17 protein-coding genes are annotated in these 19585 nt (G+C 52.0%); 16 read left to right on the top strand and 1 reads right to left on the bottom strand.

What is annotated here, in order from left to right; genetic code table 11:
- Positions 1–40 precede the first annotated feature (40 nt).
- On the bottom strand, positions 41–904 hold the full coding sequence (gene map, locus CLC93_RS00825) for a type I methionyl aminopeptidase (RefSeq protein WP_281254651.1): 864 nt from the start codon (positions 902–904) through the stop codon (positions 41–43).
- A 287-nt stretch (positions 905–1191) separates the two neighbouring features.
- Between map and rpsB the strand changes: the two genes are divergently transcribed.
- The 16 genes from rpsB to dnaE all read left to right on the top strand — a co-directional run bounded on the left by rpsB (position 1192) and on the right by dnaE (position 19578).
- Positions 1192–1920 carry a 30S ribosomal protein S2 gene (gene rpsB / locus CLC93_RS00820; protein WP_095504041.1) on the top strand — a complete coding sequence of 243 codons (729 nt, stop codon included), beginning with the start codon at positions 1192–1194 and terminating at the stop codon, positions 1918–1920.
- Between the two features lie 117 nt (positions 1921–2037).
- Positions 2038–2913: a translation elongation factor Ts gene (gene tsf, locus CLC93_RS00815; RefSeq protein WP_095504040.1), complete on the top strand. Its 876-nt coding sequence runs from the start codon at positions 2038–2040 to the stop codon at positions 2911–2913.
- A gap of 72 nt (positions 2914–2985) precedes the next feature.
- The gene (gene pyrH, locus CLC93_RS00810; protein ID WP_095504039.1) at positions 2986–3720 is read left to right on the top strand and encodes a UMP kinase; all 735 of its coding nucleotides are present in this window, start codon (positions 2986–2988) and stop codon (positions 3718–3720) included.
- A gap of 28 nt (positions 3721–3748) precedes the next feature.
- Positions 3749–4306, top strand: a complete 558-nt coding sequence (frr, locus tag CLC93_RS00805; protein ID WP_095504038.1) for a ribosome recycling factor — start codon at positions 3749–3751, stop codon at positions 4304–4306.
- Positions 4307–4388: 82 nt separating this feature from the next.
- Positions 4389–5150 carry a polyprenyl diphosphate synthase gene (gene uppS / locus CLC93_RS00800; protein ID WP_095504037.1) on the top strand — a complete coding sequence of 254 codons (762 nt, stop codon included), beginning with the start codon at positions 4389–4391 and terminating at the stop codon, positions 5148–5150.
- 27 nt (positions 5151–5177) lie between these two features.
- The gene (locus tag CLC93_RS00795) at positions 5178–6035 is read left to right on the top strand and encodes a phosphatidate cytidylyltransferase (protein WP_095504036.1); all 858 of its coding nucleotides are present in this window, start codon (positions 5178–5180) and stop codon (positions 6033–6035) included.
- Positions 6036–6082: 47 nt separating this feature from the next.
- Positions 6083–7282 carry a 1-deoxy-D-xylulose-5-phosphate reductoisomerase gene (gene ispC, locus CLC93_RS00790; protein WP_095504035.1) on the top strand — a complete coding sequence of 400 codons (1200 nt, stop codon included), beginning with the start codon at positions 6083–6085 and terminating at the stop codon, positions 7280–7282.
- On the top strand, positions 7282–8637 hold the full coding sequence (rseP, locus tag CLC93_RS00785; protein WP_095504034.1) for a sigma E protease regulator RseP: 1356 nt from the start codon (positions 7282–7284) through the stop codon (positions 8635–8637). Before ispC ends, rseP begins: the two co-directional genes overlap by 1 nt.
- A 36-nt stretch (positions 8638–8673) precedes the next feature.
- On the top strand, positions 8674–11157 hold the full coding sequence (gene bamA, locus CLC93_RS00780; RefSeq protein WP_095504033.1) for an outer membrane protein assembly factor BamA: 2484 nt from the start codon (positions 8674–8676) through the stop codon (positions 11155–11157).
- A 73-nt stretch (positions 11158–11230) separates the two neighbouring features.
- Positions 11231–11731, top strand: a complete 501-nt coding sequence (locus tag CLC93_RS00775; protein ID WP_169902792.1) for an OmpH/Skp family outer membrane protein — start codon at positions 11231–11233, stop codon at positions 11729–11731.
- Positions 11732–12769 (top strand): UDP-3-O-(3-hydroxymyristoyl)glucosamine N-acyltransferase, encoded by a 1038-nt coding sequence (lpxD, locus tag CLC93_RS00770; RefSeq protein ID WP_095504031.1) that lies wholly within the window; start codon positions 11732–11734, stop codon positions 12767–12769.
- Positions 12770–12803: 34 nt separating this feature from the next.
- Positions 12804–13238, top strand: a complete 435-nt coding sequence (gene fabZ, locus CLC93_RS00765) for a 3-hydroxyacyl-ACP dehydratase FabZ (RefSeq protein ID WP_095504030.1) — start codon at positions 12804–12806, stop codon at positions 13236–13238.
- Positions 13238–14008 (top strand): acyl-ACP--UDP-N-acetylglucosamine O-acyltransferase, encoded by a 771-nt coding sequence (gene lpxA, locus CLC93_RS00760; protein WP_095504029.1) that lies wholly within the window; start codon positions 13238–13240, stop codon positions 14006–14008. The genes fabZ and lpxA overlap by 1 nt, the downstream gene beginning before the upstream one ends.
- A 59-nt stretch (positions 14009–14067) precedes the next feature.
- Positions 14068–15237, top strand: coding sequence for a lipid-A-disaccharide synthase (lpxB, locus tag CLC93_RS00755; RefSeq protein ID WP_095504028.1), 1170 nt, complete (start codon positions 14068–14070; stop codon positions 15235–15237).
- Positions 15238–15531: 294 nt separating this feature from the next.
- Entirely contained in the window at positions 15532–16101 is a 570-nt protein-coding gene (gene rnhB, locus CLC93_RS00750) for a ribonuclease HII (RefSeq protein ID WP_095504027.1), read from the top strand.
- A gap of 3 nt (positions 16102–16104) precedes the next feature.
- On the top strand, positions 16105–19578 hold the full coding sequence (gene dnaE / locus CLC93_RS00745) for a DNA polymerase III subunit alpha (RefSeq protein ID WP_095504026.1): 3474 nt from the start codon (positions 16105–16107) through the stop codon (positions 19576–19578).
- Positions 19579–19585: the final 7 nt, after the last annotated feature.

The raw sequence follows: 19585 nt of genomic DNA, 5'->3' as shown, positions 1-19585 counted from the left end.
CTGACGTTGCTATCAGCTTTTCGCTATCAGTTCTTCGCTATTAATTCTTCATTAGGCGCGGAATCGTCTCGTCTTTTCGCAGCGTCAGTACTTCGCAACCGTCTTTGGTGACCAAAATGGTGTGCTCCCACTGGGCCGAGTTTTTGCCGTCCACTGTGGTCGCAGTCCAACCATCGCTCTCATCAACTACCGCTTGGAAACGACCGGCGTTGATCATCGGCTCGATGGTAAAGGTCATGCCTTCTTTTAGCTTGGTGCGATCGCCGTTCTTATAGTGCACTACTTGCGGCTCTTCATGGAATACGTTGCCAATGCCATGGCCACAAAAATCTTTCACGATGGAGTAACGTCCCGCTTTCTTGACGTATTTCTGAATGGTGTTGCCAATCTCACCCAGCGGCACGCCAGGTTTTACTTTGCGCATCGCCGCGTACAAGGATTCTTGAGTGATTCGGCATAGGCGCTTGTCTTCAGCGGATACTTCACCTACTAAGAACATTTTTGAGGTATCGCCGTGGTAACCGTCGGTTGGACGAATCGGCTTGCCGTTGTCATCAAACTTAAGTTCGGCGGTGGTCACCACAGTAATGTCGATGTTAAGAATGTCGCCGCTTTCTAAAATGTGGTCGTCTGACGGGATGCCGTGACAAATCACATGGTTGTACGAGGTACAAATCGACTTGGGAAAACCGTGGTACTCCAATGGCGCCGGATAAGCTTTTTGCACTTCGGTGATGTACTTGTGGCAAATGCGGTCTAGCTCGCCGGTGGAAACCCCAGGTTGAACGTGCGGTTCAATCATTTCCAGTACTTCTGCGGCCATGCGGCCAGCAATGCGCATTTGTTCAATTTGTTCTGGGGTCTTAATGACAATACTCATAGTGCCTTTTCTCGTCGCTCTAATTGGTTTCAACCGTGTTCGCTGGCGCCCAAAAATGATGGCTCGTGTTTGTACCCGAGCGCTAAATATGGTATAAAGCGCGCCGTTAACTCTGGTCTGCAGTCGAGGACCTTACTCGAGGATATCCTGGACTAAGATTAGTTGTTGGCGGTCATTATACATATATGTGTATGTGGCAGAGAACTTTAACTTAAATCGCACACGTATCGACACATTACCCGGGGTGCCTGAAAAGGTCGGGTCCAATGGGGTACGTGGAGGCCTAACCCCAATTCACTAAGGAATTAAACATGGCAAACGTATCAATGCGCGACATGCTGAAAGCAGGCGTACACTTCGGTCACCAAACCCGCTACTGGAATCCAAAGATGAAACCTTGGATCTTCGGTGCCCGTAACAAGGTTCACATCATCAACCTTGAGCACACTGTTCCTATGTTCAACGAAGCGTTGGACATGATCAGCAACGTAGCTAGCAAAAAAGGTAAAGTCCTGTTTGTTGGTACTAAGCGCGCTGCCTCAGACGCTATCAAAGAAGCTGCTGTTTCTTGTGACCAGTTCTACGTAAACCACCGTTGGTTGGGTGGTATGCTGACTAACTGGAAAACTGTTCGTCAGTCAATCAAGCGTCTAAAAGATCTAGAAGCACAAGCTCAAGACGGTACTTTCGAAAAGCTAACCAAGAAAGAGGCGCTAATGCGTACTCGTGAAATGGACAAGCTTGAGAAGTCACTGGGCGGTATCAAGAACATGGCTGGCCTGCCAGACGTATTGTTCGTAGTAGGTGCTGACCACGAGCACATCGCAATCAAAGAAGCTAACAACCTGGGTATCCCAGTTGTTGCTATCGTTGATACCAACTCTAACCCAGACGGTGTTGATTACATCGTTCCTGGTAACGACGATGCGATCCGTGCTATCCAGCTTTACACCAAAGCCGTAGCCGTTGCTGCTAGCGAAGGTCGCAACCAAGACATCGCTGTTCAAGCTGAGCAAGACGGTTTCGTTGAAGCTGAGTAATAAGGTGTAATGCTCACGCATTGCCCTTATTAACCAATAGAACGACATTGGTTAACGGGGGCCTTAACGGCCCCTGTTTTTTATATTTTTACTGTTGAAGTGACAGAGGATTTAACAATGGCAATTACTGCTGCCCTAGTTAAAGAATTGCGCGAGCGCACCGGCGCCGGCATGATGGATTGTAAAAAAGCGCTGGTTGAGACCAATGGTGACATTGAGCTGGCCATCGAGAACATGCGTAAGTCTGGCCAAGCCAAAGCGGCTAAAAAAGCCGGTCGTATCGCTGCTGAAGGTGTAATCATCGCTAAAGTAGCCGACGGCGTTGCCGCTTTGGTTGAAGTGAACTGCGAAACTGACTTCGTAGCTCGCGACGAAAGCTTCCTAGCGTTTGCTAACAAGGTTGCTGAAGCAGCACTTGCTGGCAAGATCACCGAAGTTGAAGCGCTTAACGCTGCTGACATCGACGGTCTGAGCGTTGAAGAAACTCGCGCTAACCTAGTGGCTAAAATCGGCGAAAACATGAGCGTACGTCGTTCTGTTATCGTAGAAGGTGACAACCTAGGTACTTACATCCACGGCGGTCGCATTGGTGTTATCTCTAACCTGACTGGCGGTGACGCTGAGCTGGCTAAAGACATCGCAATGCACGTAGCAGCTTCTAAGCCTGACTATGTTAAGCCTGAAGATGTACCAGCTGACGTTGTAGCGAAAGAGAAAGAAATTCAAATCGACATCGCTATGCAGTCTGGTAAGCCAGCTGAAATCGCTGAGAAGATGGTAATGGGTCGTATGGCCAAGTTCACCGGTGAAATCAGCCTGACTGGCCAACCTTTCGTTAAAGATCCTTCTTTGAAAGTTGGCAAGCTGCTGAAAGACCAAGGTGCGGACGTTGTAAACTTCGTACGTTTGGAAGTTGGTGAAGGTATCGAGAAGAAAGAAGAAGATTTCGCAGCTGAAGTAGCGGCGCAAATCGAAGCCTCGAAAAAAGGTTAATTTAGCCTTATATTGATACCAGATAAACCGCGGCACCAGCCGCGGTTTTGCTAACCACAGGATAATGACAGCATGAGCACCAATCCCAAACCGACTTTCCGTCGCGTACTTTTAAAACTCAGCGGCGAAGCATTGATGGGCGAAGAAGGCTTTGGCATCGACCCCAAAGTCCTAGACCGTATGGCCCAAGAGATTAAAGAACTGGTCGAGCAAGGCATTCAAGTTGGACTGGTGATCGGCGGCGGTAACATTTTCCGCGGCGAAGGTTTGGCCAAAGCAGGCATGAACCGCGTCGTAGGCGACCACATGGGTATGCTGGCAACCGTAATCAACGGTTTGGCCATGCGCGACGCACTGCACCGCGCCTATGTCAACGCTCGTCTAATGTCAGCATTCCCGCTAAACGGCGTGTGCGACAACTACAACTGGGCTGAAGCCATTAGCCTGCTAAAAACCGGCCGCGTAGTGATTTTCTCTGCCGGTACTGGTAACCCATTCTTTACCACCGACTCGGCCGCTTGCTTGCGCGGTATCGAGATCGAAGCCGACGCTGTGCTCAAGGGCACCAAAGTGGACGGCGTGTATTCCGATGACCCAATGAAAAACCCTGACGCCGTTAAGCACGACACACTGACTTATGCAGATGTGTTGGATAATGAGCTTAAAGTCATGGATTTGGCCGCCTTTACCTTGGCGCGGGATCACGAATTACCTATTATGGTATTCAACATGAACAAGCCTGGTGCTTTGCGTCGCGTTATTATGGGCGAGGCGGAAGGTACTCTGATTAGCAAGTCAGCCGAATAATTGCAGTAGCAAAGTTAAGGAAACAAGCGTGATTAACGATATCAAACAAGACGCAGACCAACGGATGGACAAGTCCGTTGAATCGACCAAAACTCAGTTCGCCAAAGTGCGCACCGGTCGTGCTCACCCAAGCCTACTCGATAGCATCCACGTAAACTACTACGGCGCTGACACTCCGTTGAAGCAGCTGGCCAACATTGGTACCGAAGACTCGCGCACTCTGTCTGTGACCGTATTCGACCAATCAGCGATTCAAGCGGTAGAAAAAGCCATTATGTCTTCAGATTTGGGCCTAAACCCTATGTCTGCAGGCGCGGTTATTCGCATTCCACTGCCTGCGCTAACCGAAGAGCGTCGTAAAGACCTTATCAAAGTGGTTCGCGCCGAAGCCGAAGGCGGTCGCGTAGCGGTTCGCAACGTACGTCGCGATGCCAACTCTGACATCGACTCGCTAGAGAAGGAAAAAGAGATCTCAGAAGACGATGCGCGCAAGGCCAAGGACGACGTTCAAAAGCTGACTGACGCACATATTAAGCAGATTGACGCGATTCTAGCCGACAAAGAAAAAGAGCTGATGGAAATTTAGGCTTAGATTCAGCCGGCACTAGAGTTACCACGCCGTGTAGGGTATTCTACACGGCGTTTGTTTTTTGATAGGGCTCCCCTTTATGTCTTCCATTCCCGCTCACATTTCTGAGTTGCCAGCCTCGGCTTTACCCCAGCATGTGGCGATAATTATGGATGGAAACGGCCGTTGGGCGCAGAATCAAGGCAAACAGCGGGTTTTCGGCCATCGCGCCGGAGTTAAGTCGGTGCGTCGTACCGTCAGTGCCGCCCGCGAACTAGGCATCAAAAGCGTCACTTTGTTTGCGTTCTCTAGCGAGAACTGGGGTCGACCCAGCACCGAAGTTAGCCTGCTAATGGAGCTGTTCTTAAAGGTTTTAAAACGAGAAATAAAAGAACTGGGAGAGAACGGTATTCGGCTGAAAGTGGTGGGTGATACCAGCCGCTTCTCAGCGCGCCTGCAAAAGCAAATTGCCACCGCCGAAGCGGAGACTGAGCACAACACTGACATGGTGCTCAACATTGCCGCTAACTACGGTGGTCGCTGGGACATTGCCCAAGCGGCGCAGCAATTGGCCCAGCAGGTTGCACAAGGTCAACTGGACGCCGAACAAATTGACGAGAAGCGCTTGAGTGAAGCGCTGTGTATGAGCGAACAGCCCGAGGTGGATTTGATGATCCGTACCGGTGGTGATACTCGCATCAGTAACTTTATTCTGTGGCAAGCGGCCTACGCCGAGTTGGTGTTTACTCCCATCTTGTGGCCCGACTTTGACAAGGCGGATTTCTACGCCGCCATCGAGTCCTTTTGCCAACGCCAACGCCGTTTCGGCTTAATCGGCGAACAGATCGAAGCCAGCGCCTAAGCTGGTTTCGCGTATTAGAGGTTTATTTTGCTAAAACAACGCGTTGTAACGGCGGCGGTCCTGCTGCCATTAGTATTAGCGGCCATCTTTTTTGTGCCGACTGAGGCCCTGGTTTGGGGCTTTTTTGCGATCTTTATTCTTGCGGGACGCGAGTGGGGCAACATCATCAGCCCAAATTGCAACGCGACCCGTCTGACTTTTGCTCTGACCATCGGCATTCTGATGCTGGCGGTGATCTTCTTGGTGCCCGTCTCCGAGTACTGGTACCTCGGGCGCCTGAATCCCATCTTATTGGCGATTATTTTAGTGGGTGTGGGCTGGTGGCTGGCGGCCTCGCTAATGGTAGCCATGTACCCCAACGGTGCCAAAATTTGGCGCAACAGCCCGATGTGGATGTCGATTTTTGGCCAACTGACGCTACTGCCAGCTTTTGTGTCACTGTGTGTGCTTAAGTCCATGGTATCCAATCAAAGCGAGTACTTTGGCGCTTGGTTGTTGTTGGCTGTGATGCTGATTGTATGGGCGGCGGACACTGGCGCTTACTTCGTTGGGCGCAAATGGGGCAAGATAAAGCTGATGCCCAAAGTGAGCCCAGGCAAAACCTTTGAGGGCTTTTTGGGCGGTCTAGTGACCACTATGATCCCAGTCACCATCTATCACAGCTTTGTGCCGCAATCCGAGTGGATCCCTATGGTGATTATTGCTGTCGTGACCGCGGTGGCGTCTGCGCTGGGTGATCTCAGCGAGTCAATGTTCAAACGAAACGCTAATATTAAAGACTCGGGTAGCATTTTACCCGGCCACGGTGGCGTGTTAGACCGCATTGACAGTCTGACCGCGGCGCTGCCTGTGTTTATTTTGATGTACCTGTTGCTTTGGACCTAGGCCAGGTGATATTTCCCGCAATGGACGCGCATCCCACGGAAAAAACCATGCAACAACTTGCCGTACTCGGAGCCACTGGCTCCATCGGTAGCAGCACACTCGATGTGGTGCGTCGCAATCCTCATGCCTATCAATTGCGCCTCCTGTTAGCTCACCAGAACGTCGACAAAATGGCAGAGCTAGTGGCCGAGTTTAACCCGAGCTTTGTTGCCATGGTTGAGCCAAGTGCCGCAGCACAGTTGGGCCAACGCTTGCCAGAGCTAGGGCAGGGAAAGACCCAGTTGTTAGACAGTGATGACTTGGTACATCAGCTGCTCGCCAGCGATCAGGTGGATATGGTGATGGCAGCGATTGTGGGTGCGGCGGGCTTGCCATCGACTTTGGCGGCGGTGAACGCGGGTAAAACCGTACTACTGGCCAACAAAGAATCCTTGGTGATGTCCGGCAAGCTGTTCATCGAAGCGGCTCACGCATCCGGCGCGCAAATTCTGCCGGTCGACTCTGAGCACAACGCGATTTACCAGTGCATGCCAGAAGCGGTACAGCGCTCGATGGGCGCAAGTGATTTGGCCGAGCACGGCATTGAGCGCATTCTTCTGACAGGCTCTGGCGGTCCTTTCTTGACCACGGACTTGAGTGAGTTGGCCCACAAGACCCCGGCCCAAGCCTGTAAACACCCGAACTGGTCCATGGGGCGCAAGATCTCCGTCGATTCCGCCACTATGATGAATAAGGGGCTGGAATACATTGAGGCCAAGTGGCTGTTTAACGCGACGCCAGAACAGCTGCAAGTGGTGATTCATCCGCAAAGCGTGATTCACTCCATGGTGCAGTTCAAAGATGGCTCGACCCTAGCGCAAATGGGGCGTCCGGACATGCGTACACCGATTGCGCATTGTATGGCCTATCCGCAACGAATTGACGCCGGTGTTGAACCTTTGGACTTTTTCTCAGTCGGACAGTTAAGTTTTGTAGAACCTGACTTTGCTCGATATCCAGGGCTTAAGTTGGCGATTGACGCCTGCCACACCGGCCAGGCGGCTACCACCGCACTCAATGCGGCCAACGAAGTAGCGGTTGCAGCTTTCTTAGACGAACGCATCGGCTTTACTGATATCGCCGCAGTTAATGCTGCGACGCTGGACTCGATGGCCTTGCCTGAGTTGAACAGTATTGAGGCCATTATGGCTTGGGACGCGCAAGCCCGCGAAGTGGCGAGCGGCCTGATTAGCAAGCGAGGAGCTTAATGCTAGCGATTTTGTGGAACCTAGGTGCCTTTATTGTTGCACTGGGAATTTTGATAGCGATTCACGAGTACGGCCACTTTTGGGTGGCCCGTCGCTGTGGCGTTAAAGTCGAGCGTTTTTCGATTGGTTTTGGTAAGACGCTGTGGCGCAAAGTAGGCGATGACGGCTGCGAGTACGTGATTGCCGCCATTCCACTGGGTGGCTATGTCAAAATGCTCGACGAGCGCGTCGAAGAGGTTCCTGAAGAACTCAAAGACCAAGCCTTTAACCGCAAGTCGGTATGGGCGCGCAGCGCGATTGTCGCCGCAGGTCCGCTGGCCAACTTCGTCTTCGCTGTAGTGGCTTACTACTTGATGCTGGTCATGGGCCTACCTTCGATTAAACCGGTGATTGCCGGTGTACAAGACAACACTCCAGCCGCTGTGATCCAAGTGGACCAGCCGCAACAAATTACCGCCGTTGGCGGGCGCGAAGTGCGCAACTGGGAAGAAGCGCAAATGGCGATCATTGGTCATATTGGCGCGCCTCAAATTCAGTTTACCGTGCAGCCGCTACAAGGCGGTGCCAGCAACCAATACACCTTAGATAGCCGCAATTGGAAATTCGACCCGGAAACCGAGTCGCCAATTCGCAGCTTAGGCCTAACCCCATACACCCCAACCGTGAGCACCGAAGTGGCAGTGGTGATGGACGGTGGTGCTGCGGCTAATGCTGGATTGCAGCAAGGCGATGTGCTGCTTAGCGTCAATGGCGATGCCATTGAGTCGTGGGAAAGCTTTGTTGAAATCGTACAGCGCAGTGCGGGCATACCGCTGGCGCTGCAGATCGAGCGTGCAGGGCAGAAGCTCGATGTGAGCGTGATGCCTGAAACCGTGACCGATCGTCAAGGCAAAGTGACCGGCCGAATTGGCTTGTCACCGGTGGCTGAATCTTGGCCTGAATCCATGCAAATTGTGCTGCAATACGGCCCGCTAGAGGCAATTGGTGCGGCATTAGATAAGACTGGGCAAATGATAGGTTTGACCTTCAGTATGCTGGGGAAACTGGTCACAGGTGATATTGGCCTGAACAATTTGAGCGGTCCGATTAGCATCGCTCAAGGCGCTGGTAACAGCGCGGGCTATGGATTAGTGTATTTTCTCGGATTTTTGGCACTGATTAGTGTTAACCTTGGCATCATAAATTTGTTACCTTTGCCTGTTCTAGACGGCGGGCACTTACTGTATAACCTGATTGAAATGGTGACTGGTAAACCGGTACCGGAACAAGTACAGGAAATTGGTTTTCGCATTGGCGCGGCCACACTGTTATTGGTGATGGGTTTTGCCATTTTTAATGATATCGCTCGTCTTTAAGACGGCTATTAGAACAACAATACTTAGAAGTTTTCTATGCGACTGAACAAAATCATGGCGGCTATGTTGCTGCTGGGCATGGGTAGTGCCAAAACGGTTCAAGCAGAGTCTTTTCAGCCTTTTGAAGTCAAAGATATACAAATTGATGGCTTACAACGGGTGGCTTTGGGGGCAGCACTTCTCAACCTGCCAATCAAAGTAGGCGACACTGTCGATCAAGCACGACTGGCGGCCGCTGTTAAAGCCCTTTATGCGTCGGCCAACTTCGAGAACATTGAAATCGAAGAAAACGACGGCATTCTTCAAGTTTGGGTGCGCGAGCGTCCAACCATTGCCGAAATCAGTTTCGACGGCAACAAAGACATCAAAGATGAGCAGCTGCAAGAGAGTCTGGACGACTCGGGCGTGCAGGTGGGCGAAGCCCTTGACCGCACTATGCTGTCTGGCATCGAGAAAGGTCTGCAAGACTTTTACTACGGCGTGGGTAAATACGGCGCCAAGGTAGAAGCGCAAATTGTTAACCTGCCGCGTAACCGAGTGGAGTTGAAATTCCAGTTCACCGAAGGTGAAGCCGCTGAGATTCAGCAGATCAACATTGTGGGTAACCAGGCTTTCTCCGATGGCGACTTGGTGGCTCAACTTGAGCTGACCGACTACGTCGCTTGGTGGGACTTGTTCGGCGAGCGTCGCTACCAGAAGCAAAAGCTTCAGGCGGACCTTGAAACCATCACCTCTTACTATCAAGACCGGGGTTACATTCGCTTTGCGATTGAGTCGACCCAGGTAGCCATGACTCCAGACCGCAAAGGCCTGTACGTGACGGTAAACGTCAACGAAGGCGAGCAGTACACGGTCAAGGAAACCAACCTAACCGGTGATTTGCTAGGTCGTGAAGACATTATGAAACTGCTGGTGCCGATTCAAGACGGCAGCCAGTACAACGCGGCTGAGGTGACCTACACCGAAGAGCTGTTCTCCAAGTACTTGGGCCGCTTTGGCTACGCCTATCCTGAGGTAACGACTTACCCAGAGATTGACGATGAAACCAAAGAAGTCACTCTGAACATCAATGTAAACCCTGGTAAGCGGGTTTACGTGCGCACCATCAACTTCACCGGTAACCAAACCACCAAAGACGAAGTGATGCGTCGCGAATTGCGTCAAATGGAAGGGGCTTGGCTTAACAACCGCCAAGTGGAACTTTCGAAAGACCGTCTCAACCGTTTGGGCTTCTTTGAAACCGTTGAAGCCGATACCGTGCAGGTACCGGGCACCGACGATCTGGTGGACGTGAACGTTGCGGTGAAAGAGCAGCCTTCTGGCTCGTTTAACGGTGGTGTGGGTTACGGTACCGAATCAGGCCTAAGCTTGCAGTTCGGTGTTCAGCAGAACAACTTCATGGGTACTGGTAATCAGGTGGGGATTAACCTCAACACCAACCGCTACTCGAAAAACGTCAACCTGAACTACTCAGACCCTTATTTCACCAAAGACGGCATCAGCGCAGGTGGTAGCATTTACTGGCAAGAATACGATGCTGGTAAAGCGAACTTGGAAAAGTATAAAAACCGCTCTTACGGTGTCGGCGTGGACATGGGTTTCCCGCTCAACGAATTTAACCGTTTGAACTTTGGTTTGGCGTACCGCCACAACACTATTTCTGAAATTTCTGCGTACGAGCAGGCGTTGCGTTTCTACAACATTTACCGCGACCCCAATAACCCGCAAGGGGACTTGAGCTTCGACAACTTCGAAGTCAATGCGTCGTGGTATCGTTCGACCTTAAACCGAGGCACCTTCCCAACCGCAGGCTCAAGCCAGCAGTTGTATGGTAAGGCCACGGTACCGGGTTCGAACCTACAGTACTTCAAGGTGAACTTTGAAACTCGTCACTACTTCCCAATTGACCGCGAGCACCGCTGGGTGTTTATGGCCAAGGGTCGTTTAGGTTACGGTAACGGTTATGGTAAGTTTGGTCAGAACGACCAGATCCTACCGTTCTGGGAGAACTTCTATGCCGGTGGTAGTACAGCGCTGCGTGGCTTTAGAAGTAACACAGTAGGTCCGCGTTCCTTCTACGTATTCCGCGGTGGCGAGCCATGTTCGCCAGATCCAAGCGGCGACGGTTGTAGCTTGCCGGGTCCAGAGGATACAGTGAACGTGACCAGTGGTAACTCGGTCGGTGGTAACGCCATCGGTTTGGCCACAGCCGAGCTGATTGTTCCTACGCCATTCCTAGACGAGTCGTACCGCAACAGTGTGCGTACCAGTATCTTTATGGACGTGGGTAACGTGTGGGATACCGAGTTTGACTACAACGGGTATCGCTACTTGCCAGCGGATCAGTTTGCCAAGATTCAGGATTACTCGGATCCCAATCGCTACCGTGCGTCGGTGGGTTTGAGTGTTCAGTGGATTTCGCCAATGGGCCCAATGGTGTTCAGTTTGGCGCGACCAATCAAGACACAAGAGAACGACCGTACCGAGGTGTTCTCGTTTAATATTGGTCAAACATTCTAAATCGGATAGACTAGCCATTCGGCGCTATACGATTAAAAAGCTTTAGTTTTAAAAGGAGAGAGTTTTGAAAAAAGTGGTTAATAGTGCGTTGCTTATTCTAAGCATGCTTGCAGTACCTTTCGCAGCCAATGCAGCGGACAAGATCGTTGTTGTTGATATGCAGAAAGTCTTTGAGCAATTGCCGCAACGCGAAACCGTAGCGCAAGCCATCAACGCTGAGTTTGGTGACCGCATTGCCGAAGTTCAAAAAATGCAAGACGACTTGCGCGCTGACATGGAAAAGCAGCAACGCGACGCAGCCTTGATGAACGACAAGCAAAAAACTGACCTAGCCCGTCAAATCGAAGGTGCACAAGCCGACTTGCAGCTAAAAGGCAAAGCGCTTGACGAAGATTTGCGTCGTCGCCAAGGTGAAGAGCAAAACAAGCTTCTGATGCAAGTTCAACAAGCGATCAACGCTCTGGCAGAGAAAGAGCAATACGACCTGATTATTCAGCGTGGCGCGGTAGTTTTCGCTAGCGAAAAGACCGACATCTCTGACAAAGTGGTTGAAGCGCTAAGCAAAGGTAAGTAATTGAAAAGCTATACTCTTGCCCAGCTTTGCGAACAGCTGGGTGGTGAGCTTAAAGGGGATGGCCAAGTGGCCATCCACTCAGTCGCCACCCTAGAGCAAGGCCAAGCGGGCCAAATTGCCTTTCTGGCAAACCGCAAATACCAAGCACAACTGCAGTCTACTAAGGCTGCAGCTGTGTTATTAAGCCCTGGTGATGCCGAAGATTTCAACGGCAATGCCATCATCCTAAAAGACCCTTACGTGGCATTCGCTCGCGTCGCACAGCTGCTCGATACGACTCCGGCTGCAGCTACCGATATTCATCCAAGCGCTGTGGTTGACCCAAGTGCCAAGCTCGGTGAAGGCGTGGCACTGGGGCCAAACGTGGTTATCGGTGCTAATGTGACCTTGGGCGATCGGGTTCAAATTGGCGCAGGCACTGTGATTGGCCAAGACTGCCAAATCGGTGCGGACACGCGTCTGTGGGCCAACGTTACCATTTATCACAATGTTCACTTAGGTGAGCGCTGCATTATCCACTCGGGCACTATTTTGGGCGCCGATGGCTTTGGTTACGCCAACGAGCGCGGCCATTGGATAAAAATCCCGCAAACAGGTGGGGTGCGCATAGGTAACGATGTGGAAATTGGGGCGAGCACCACAGTAGACCGAGGTGCGATCGACCATACTATCATTAAGGACGGCGTGATCATTGATAATCAGGTGCAAATTGCACACAACGATATCATTGGTGAGCACACCGCCATTGCTGGCTGCACTACGCTTGCCGGCAGTGTCACCATAGGCAAGCATTGCATCATCGGCGGCATGGTGGCCATTAACGGTCACATGGAAATCTGCGATGGGGTGCATTTAACCGGCCGCACCATGGTGATGAGCTCGATTAAAGAGCCAGGAGTTTACTCAGCAGGTACTCCGCACATGACCAACAAAGACTGGCGTAAGAACGCCGCTCGCTTCCGTCAACTCGACGGCTTGTTCAGTCGTGTGAAGCAGCTAGAAAAAGCGGAAAAGCGCCGCGAAGACGAAAACGACTAAGCAGGATAGAAACGTGTCTGAAGAGAATAAAGTAATGGATATTAACCAGGTGTTGGAATACCTGCCGCACCGCTATCCGTTTCTACTGATTGACCGAGTGTTGGATTACAAAATTGGCGACACTCTGACCGCACTGAAAAACGTTACCTTTAACGAACCTTTCTTCCAAGGGCATTTCCCGGTTAAGCCGGTAATGCCAGGTGTCTTGATTCTAGAAGCCATGGCGCAGGCCACTGGTATTCTGGCGTTCAAAACCATGGGTAAGCCGCCTTCAGAAGTGCTGTACTACTTTGCTGGTATCGACAAAGCGCGCTTTAAGCGTGTGGTTGAGCCAGGTGACCAAATCATCTTTGAAGTGAAACTGTTGAAAGAGCGCCGTGGTATTGGCGTGTTCTACGGTGAAGCTAAAGTCGATGGCGAACTGGTATGTTCTGCCGAGTTGATGTGTGCCCGACGCGAGATTAACTAGTGATCAGTGAACAAGCGTATATTCATCCGAGCGCCAAAATTGGCAAAGACGTGACCATAGGTCCGTTTTGCTACGTGGGTGCGGATGTGGAACTGGGCGACGGCTGTGTGCTGGAGCCAAGCGTTGTGGTTAAAGGACCGTCGGTAATCGGCAAAAACAACCACTTCTATCAGTTTGCTTCGATTGGCGAGGACTGCCAAGACAAGAAATACGACGGTGAGCCAACCCGCTTGGTCATGGGTGACAACAATGTGGTTCGCGAGCATGTGACCATTCACCGCGGCACCATTCAGGACAACAGCTTGACCCAAATCGGCAGTAACTGCTTGCTGATGGCACAGGTGCACATTGCCCACGATTGCATGGTGGGTGACAACGTGATTATGGCCAATGGCGCCTCTATCGCTGGTCACTGTCACGTGGGCGACTGGGCGATTTTGGGTGGCATGACCGGTGTGCACCAGTTTGTGCACATTGGCGCGCACGCCTTTACTGCGGGCTATTCGCTGGTGCTGCAAGACGTACCTCCGTACGTGATGGCTGCTGGTCAAAGTGCTGTACCTCGTGGAATTAACTCCGAGGGTCTTAAGCGTCGCGGCTTTAGCAAAGAAGCCATTAGTGCAATTAAGCGCAGTTATCGCTCAACCTTCCGTGCCAACCTTGGCAAGGACGAGGCGATTGAAGCCATGGCCGAAGACGCTGCTCAATTTGACGAAGTGAAAGTCTTTAGCGACTTCTTGGCCAACTCGAGCCGCGGTGTTATTCGCTAGGGTGTCATTGGTTAAGGCCCATTCTTTACGGCTCATATTTTAAGAAATAGAGCGCTAGTATGACTCAAACAAGTGCGACGCCAGTCGCCGAAAAGCCACTAGTGATTGGGCTAGTGGCCGGTGAGGTTTCCGGCGATATTCTCGGTGAAGGCCTTATCAAAGCCCTACAAGCGCGCCATCCCACGGCGCGCTTTGTTGGTATTGGTGGCCCGCGTATGAAAGCCTGCGGCTTTGACGCTTGGTTCGACATGGAAGAATTGTCCGTGATGGGCCTGGTGGAAGTGCTGGGGCGCTTACCTCGTCTTCTCAAAGTTCGCCGCCAATTAGTGGACCGTTTGAAAGCCGAAAAAGTTGACCTGTTTGTGGGAATCGACGCACCGGATTTCAATTTGCGAGTAGAGCCAGAACTCAAGCAGTTTGGTATTCCGACCGTGCAGTACGTTAGCCCGTCGGTGTGGGCCTGGCGTCCTAAGCGCATCTTCAAAATCGCTAAGGCCACCAATTTGGTGTTGTCTTTGCTGCCTTTCGAAAAAGCCTTTTACGACAAGCACGACGTGCCTTGCACCTTTGTCGGCCACACTTTAGCGGACGATATTGCCATGGAACACGATGCTGCTGCGGCTAGAGCTGAGCTTGGCTTGAATGTCGAGGCTAAAACGCTGGCAGTAATGCCGGGCAGTCGTGGCGGCGAGCTTAAGCAATTAGCGGCGCCTTTTTTGGAAGCGGCGAAGCGGCTTAAGGCTGAGATGCCTGAGCTGCAGTTGGTGGTGCCTTTGGTGAACGAGGCGCGTAAACAACAGTTTTTGGCCACCAAGGCCGAAGTGGCACCGGATTTAGAAATGCATCTGGTGGATGGCAAGTCCCGCGAAGTGATGGCATCGGCGGATGTGATTATGTTGGCCTCAGGCACCGCCGCCCTTGAGGGTATGCTGCACAAGCGACCTATGGTGGTAGGCTACAAAGTCAGCCCAATTACCTACGCGATTGCTAAACCTATGATGAAGATTGACCGTTATTCGTTGCCGAATTTATTAGCGCCTGAGTTGGACTTGGTGCCTGAGCTGATTCAGGACGAGTGCGTTGCCGATAACTTGGTGCGCGAGGTTGGGCGTTTGCTAAAGCGCGATAATAGCGACATTATCTCGGCGTTTACCGAGTTGCATCAATCGATGCGCTTGAACGCGTCTGAGAAAGCGGCTGAGGCTGTGTTGGGGCTGATTGGGCGTTAGGGCCTCCAGCTGTCATTCCGGCAGCCAACTCCGTCATTCCCAACTCGATTGGGAATCTATCGAGTTGCTACTGGCGGTTGGCTAGATTCCCGCTTTCGCGGGAATGACAAAGCAAGGGACTCGCGGTAATTCGCAGCTAGCTAGATTCCCAATCAATCCCCTGTCAAGCTGAGGATGACGGGAATGACAAGGCAAGGCATTCACGGCAACTCGCACCTAGATAGATTCCCGCTTTCGCGGGAATGACGGAGTTTGTCGCGGGAATGACGCATATTGATTAAAAGAGACAAAAACATGCAACTGATCGCAGGCGTAGATGAAGTGGGCCGTGGCCCGCTAGTAGGCGAGGTGGTTACCGCTGCCGTAATCCTAGACCCAAGCCGTCCTATCGAAGGGCTTAACGACTCCAAAAAACTCTCTGAGAAAAAGCGCAACGCGCTGGCCGAGCAAATTTGCGAGCGCGCTTTGTGCTGGAGCCTAGGTCGCGCTAGCGTGGCCGAAATCGACGAGCTTAATATTCTACACGCCACCATGCTGGCCATGCAGCGCGCGGTAGCTGGCTTGAGCCACACGCCTGAGTTAGTGCTCATTGACGGTAACCGAGTACCAGATTTACCCATGCCAGCCCAAGCCATCGTCGGTGGTGATGGCGCCGAAGAGTGCATCAGTGCTGCCTCAATTTTGGCCAAAGTGGCTCGCGATCAAGATATGGTCGAGCTACATCAAGCCTTTCCGCTGTACGGCTTTGATAAACACAAGGGTTACCCCACCAAGGTGCACTTGCAAGCCTTGGCAGAACATGGTGCTATTGAGCATCATCGTCGCAGTTTTGCACCGGTTAAGCGCGCACTAGGATTGAAATAACACATGAGCCAACCCCAGTTTATTCACTTACGCGTCCACTCGGATTTCTCCATGGTGGATGGGCTGTCCAAGGTAAAGCCTTTGGTCGGCGCAGTGAAAGAGTTAGGTATGCCAGCAATGGCACTAACCGACCAGACCAACTTGTGTGGTTTGGTAAAGTTTTACGAGGGGTGTCATGGCGCGGGCATTAAGCCCATTCTAGGAGCCGATTTTTATCTGCTGCATCCAGAGTTTGAAGGCGAGTTTTGTCGCGTCACCGTATTGGCGATGGACAACGCCGGCTATCAAAACCTGACGCTACTTATCAGCGAAGCCTATTTGCGCGGTCACGTAGGTGGCAAGCCCTGTATCGACCAAGCATGGCTGGCGGATAAAGCCGAGGGCCTGATTTTGCTCTCGGGCGCCAAAGACGGCGATTTGGGTAAGGCGTTACTCAAGGGCAACCTGGAGTTGGCCAACGAGATTGCCTCGTTTTATCAAACTCACTTTCCCGACCGTTATTACGTCGAGCTAGTGCGTACCGGTCGCGCCGAAGAAGAAAAGTATTTACACGCCGCAGTGGCCTTTGCCGAGCAGCAACAACTGCCCGTGGTGGCCACCAATGAAGTGGTGTTCCTAAAGCCCGAGCAATTTGAAGCTCACGAAATTCGCGTGGCCATTCACGATGGCTACACCCTGGCCGACCCGCGTCGTCCAAAGCGCTACTCAGAGCAGCAATACCTTCGCACCGAAGAAGAAATGCTGGAGCTGTTTAGCGACATTCCGGAAGCACTGCAAAACTCGGTAGAAATTGCCAAGCGCTGTAACGCCACCGTGCGTTTGCACGAGTACTTTTTGCCCAACTTTCCCACCGGTGATTTGTCCACCGAAGACTTCTTAGTCAAGGTCTCTGAAGAGGGTTTAGAAGAGCGTTTAGAGTTCTTGTTCCCCGACGAGGCCGAGCGCGCCGAGAAGCGCCCTGAGTACGACGAGCGTCTTAAAGTCGAGCTCGAAGTTATTAACCAAATGGGCTTCCCAGGCTACTTCCTGATCGTTATGGAGTTTATCCAGTGGGGTAAAGACAACAATATTCCAGTAGGCCCAGGCCGTGGTTCTGGTGCGGGCTCGCTAGTGGCCTATGCCCTTAAGATTACCGACCTAGATCCGCTGGAATTTGACTTGCTGTTCGAGCGATTCTTGAACCCAGAGCGTGTATCCATGCCCGACTTCGACGTCGACTTTTGCATGGACCGCCGCGATGAGGTAATTGATCATACCGCCGACCTGTATGGCCGCGATGCGGTATCTCAGATCATTACCTTCGGTACCATGGCGGCTAAAGCGGTAATTCGCGACGTAGGCCGTGTACTTGGCCACCCTTATGGTTTTGTTGACCGCATTTCTAAGCTAATTCCGCCAGACCCTGGCATGACGTTGGCTAAGGCTTTTGAAGTCGAGCCGGCGCTGCCAGAAATGTACGACGGCGATGAAGAGGTGAAAGACCTCATCGACATGTGTCGCACCCTAGAAGGTGTGACCCGCAACGCCGGTAAGCACGCTGGGGGCGTGGTTATCGCACCGACGACCATTACTGACTTTGCGCCCTTGTACTGTGATGACGAGGGTAAGAACCCGGTGACTCAGTTCGATAAGAACGACGTGGAAACCGCCGGTCTGGTTAAGTTTGACTTCCTGGGGCTAAGAACCCTGACCATTATTCAGTGGGCGCTGGATATGCTCAACCCTGTGCTTGAGAAGCAGGGTAAAGAGCCTATTGCGATTGAGTCGATCCCACTGGACGACAAGCCGTCATTTGACCTGCTAAAGCGCTACGAAACCACCGCGGTATTCCAGCTCGAATCCCGTGGTATGAAGGACCTGATTAAACGTCTGCAACCGGATTGTTTTGAAGACATCATCGCACTGGTAGCGCTATTCCGCCCCGGTCCGCTGCAATCGGGCATGGTAGATAACTTTATCGACCGTAAGCACGGTCGCGAAGAAGTGTCGTACCCAGATGCCGAATACCAGCACGAGTGCCTGCAAACCATCCTAGAGCCCACCTACGGCATTATTCTGTACCAAGAGCAGGTAATGCAGATCGCGCAGGAAATGTCTGGCTATACCCTAGGTGGCGCGGACATGCTGCGTCGAGCCATGGGTAAGAAAAAGCCCGAAGAGATGGAAAAGCAGCGCGGCACCTTTAAAGAGGGCGCGATCAAAAACGGCATCGACGGCGACTTGGCGATGAAGATTTTTGACCTGGTGGAGAAATTCGCCGGTTACGGCTTTAACAAATCTCACTCGGCCGCCTATGCACTGGTGTCTTATCAGACCCTGTGGCTGAAAACCCATTACCCGGCCTATTTCATGGCGGCGGTAATGTCGGCGGATATGGACAACACCGACAAGATTGTGACCCTAGTGGACGAGTGCGACCGCATGGGGATTAAGATCATTCCGCCAGACGTCAACAAGGGCATGTACCAGTTTACCGTCGACGATGAGCAAAACATTGTCTACGGCATCGGCGCTATTAAGGGCGTGGGTGAGGGCCCGGTGGAAAACATCATTGAAGCCCGTGGCGATAAGCCGTTTAGAGATTTGTTCGACTTTTGCGCTCGAGTTGATTTAAAGAAAATCAACAAGCGGGTAATTGAAAAGCTGGTACTCGGTGGCGCGCTTGATCAAATGGGGGCACACCGTGCCTCGCTAATGGCCACCTTGCCCGATGCGATTGCTGCGGCCAGTCAGCACGCCAAGGCTCAGGCCTCAGGCCAAAACGATTTGTTTGGCCTGCTTAACGACACCCCTGATGATTCCAAGCAGCAGTTCGTGCAATGCCCCATGTGGCCGGATAAAGTCTGGTTGGACGGCGAGCGCGAGAGTTTGGGCTTGTACCTCACCGGACACCCAATTAATCAATACTTGGCGGAGCTTAAGCACTATACTAGCGGTCGCTTAAAGGACATCCATCCCACTGAGCGTGGCAAAACCGTCAAGGCCTCGGGCTTAGTAGTGGCCACACGAGTCATGCTGACCAAACGCGGTTCTAAGATGGGGTTGGTGACTTTAGATGATAAGTCAGGCCGGCTAGAGGTCATGTTATTCACTGAAGCTTTTGACAAGTTTGAGGAATTGCTGCAAAAAGATAAGGTTTTGGTGGTCGAAGGAGAGGTCAGCTTTGATGATTTCTCTGGGGGTAATAGAATGACCGCCAGAAATATCGTAGACATAGGTCAGGCGCGTTGCGAATTTGCACAAGCGGTGGAAATCGACTTTGATGCACGCACGTTAGACGCGACCTTACTCGACAATTTTAGCCAGGCGCTCAGCGACCACAAAAACGGGCCGATCCCCGTGTTGGTGAACTATCGCAGTGAGCAGGCCAGTGGCCAATACCGCCTGGGACAGGACTGGACAGTGGACCCCACCGACGAATGCTTGTTAGCGCTCGAGCAGTTGGTGGGTTCTGAGCACGTAAGAATAAGATATTAAGGGCAGA

This window comes from Paraferrimonas sedimenticola, from assembly GCF_002282855.1.
GTDB lineage: Bacteria > Pseudomonadota > Gammaproteobacteria > Enterobacterales > Shewanellaceae > Paraferrimonas > Paraferrimonas sedimenticola.
The sequence above is the reverse complement of the archived record's forward strand: the minus strand, read 5'-3'. Positions and strand labels throughout refer to the sequence as shown.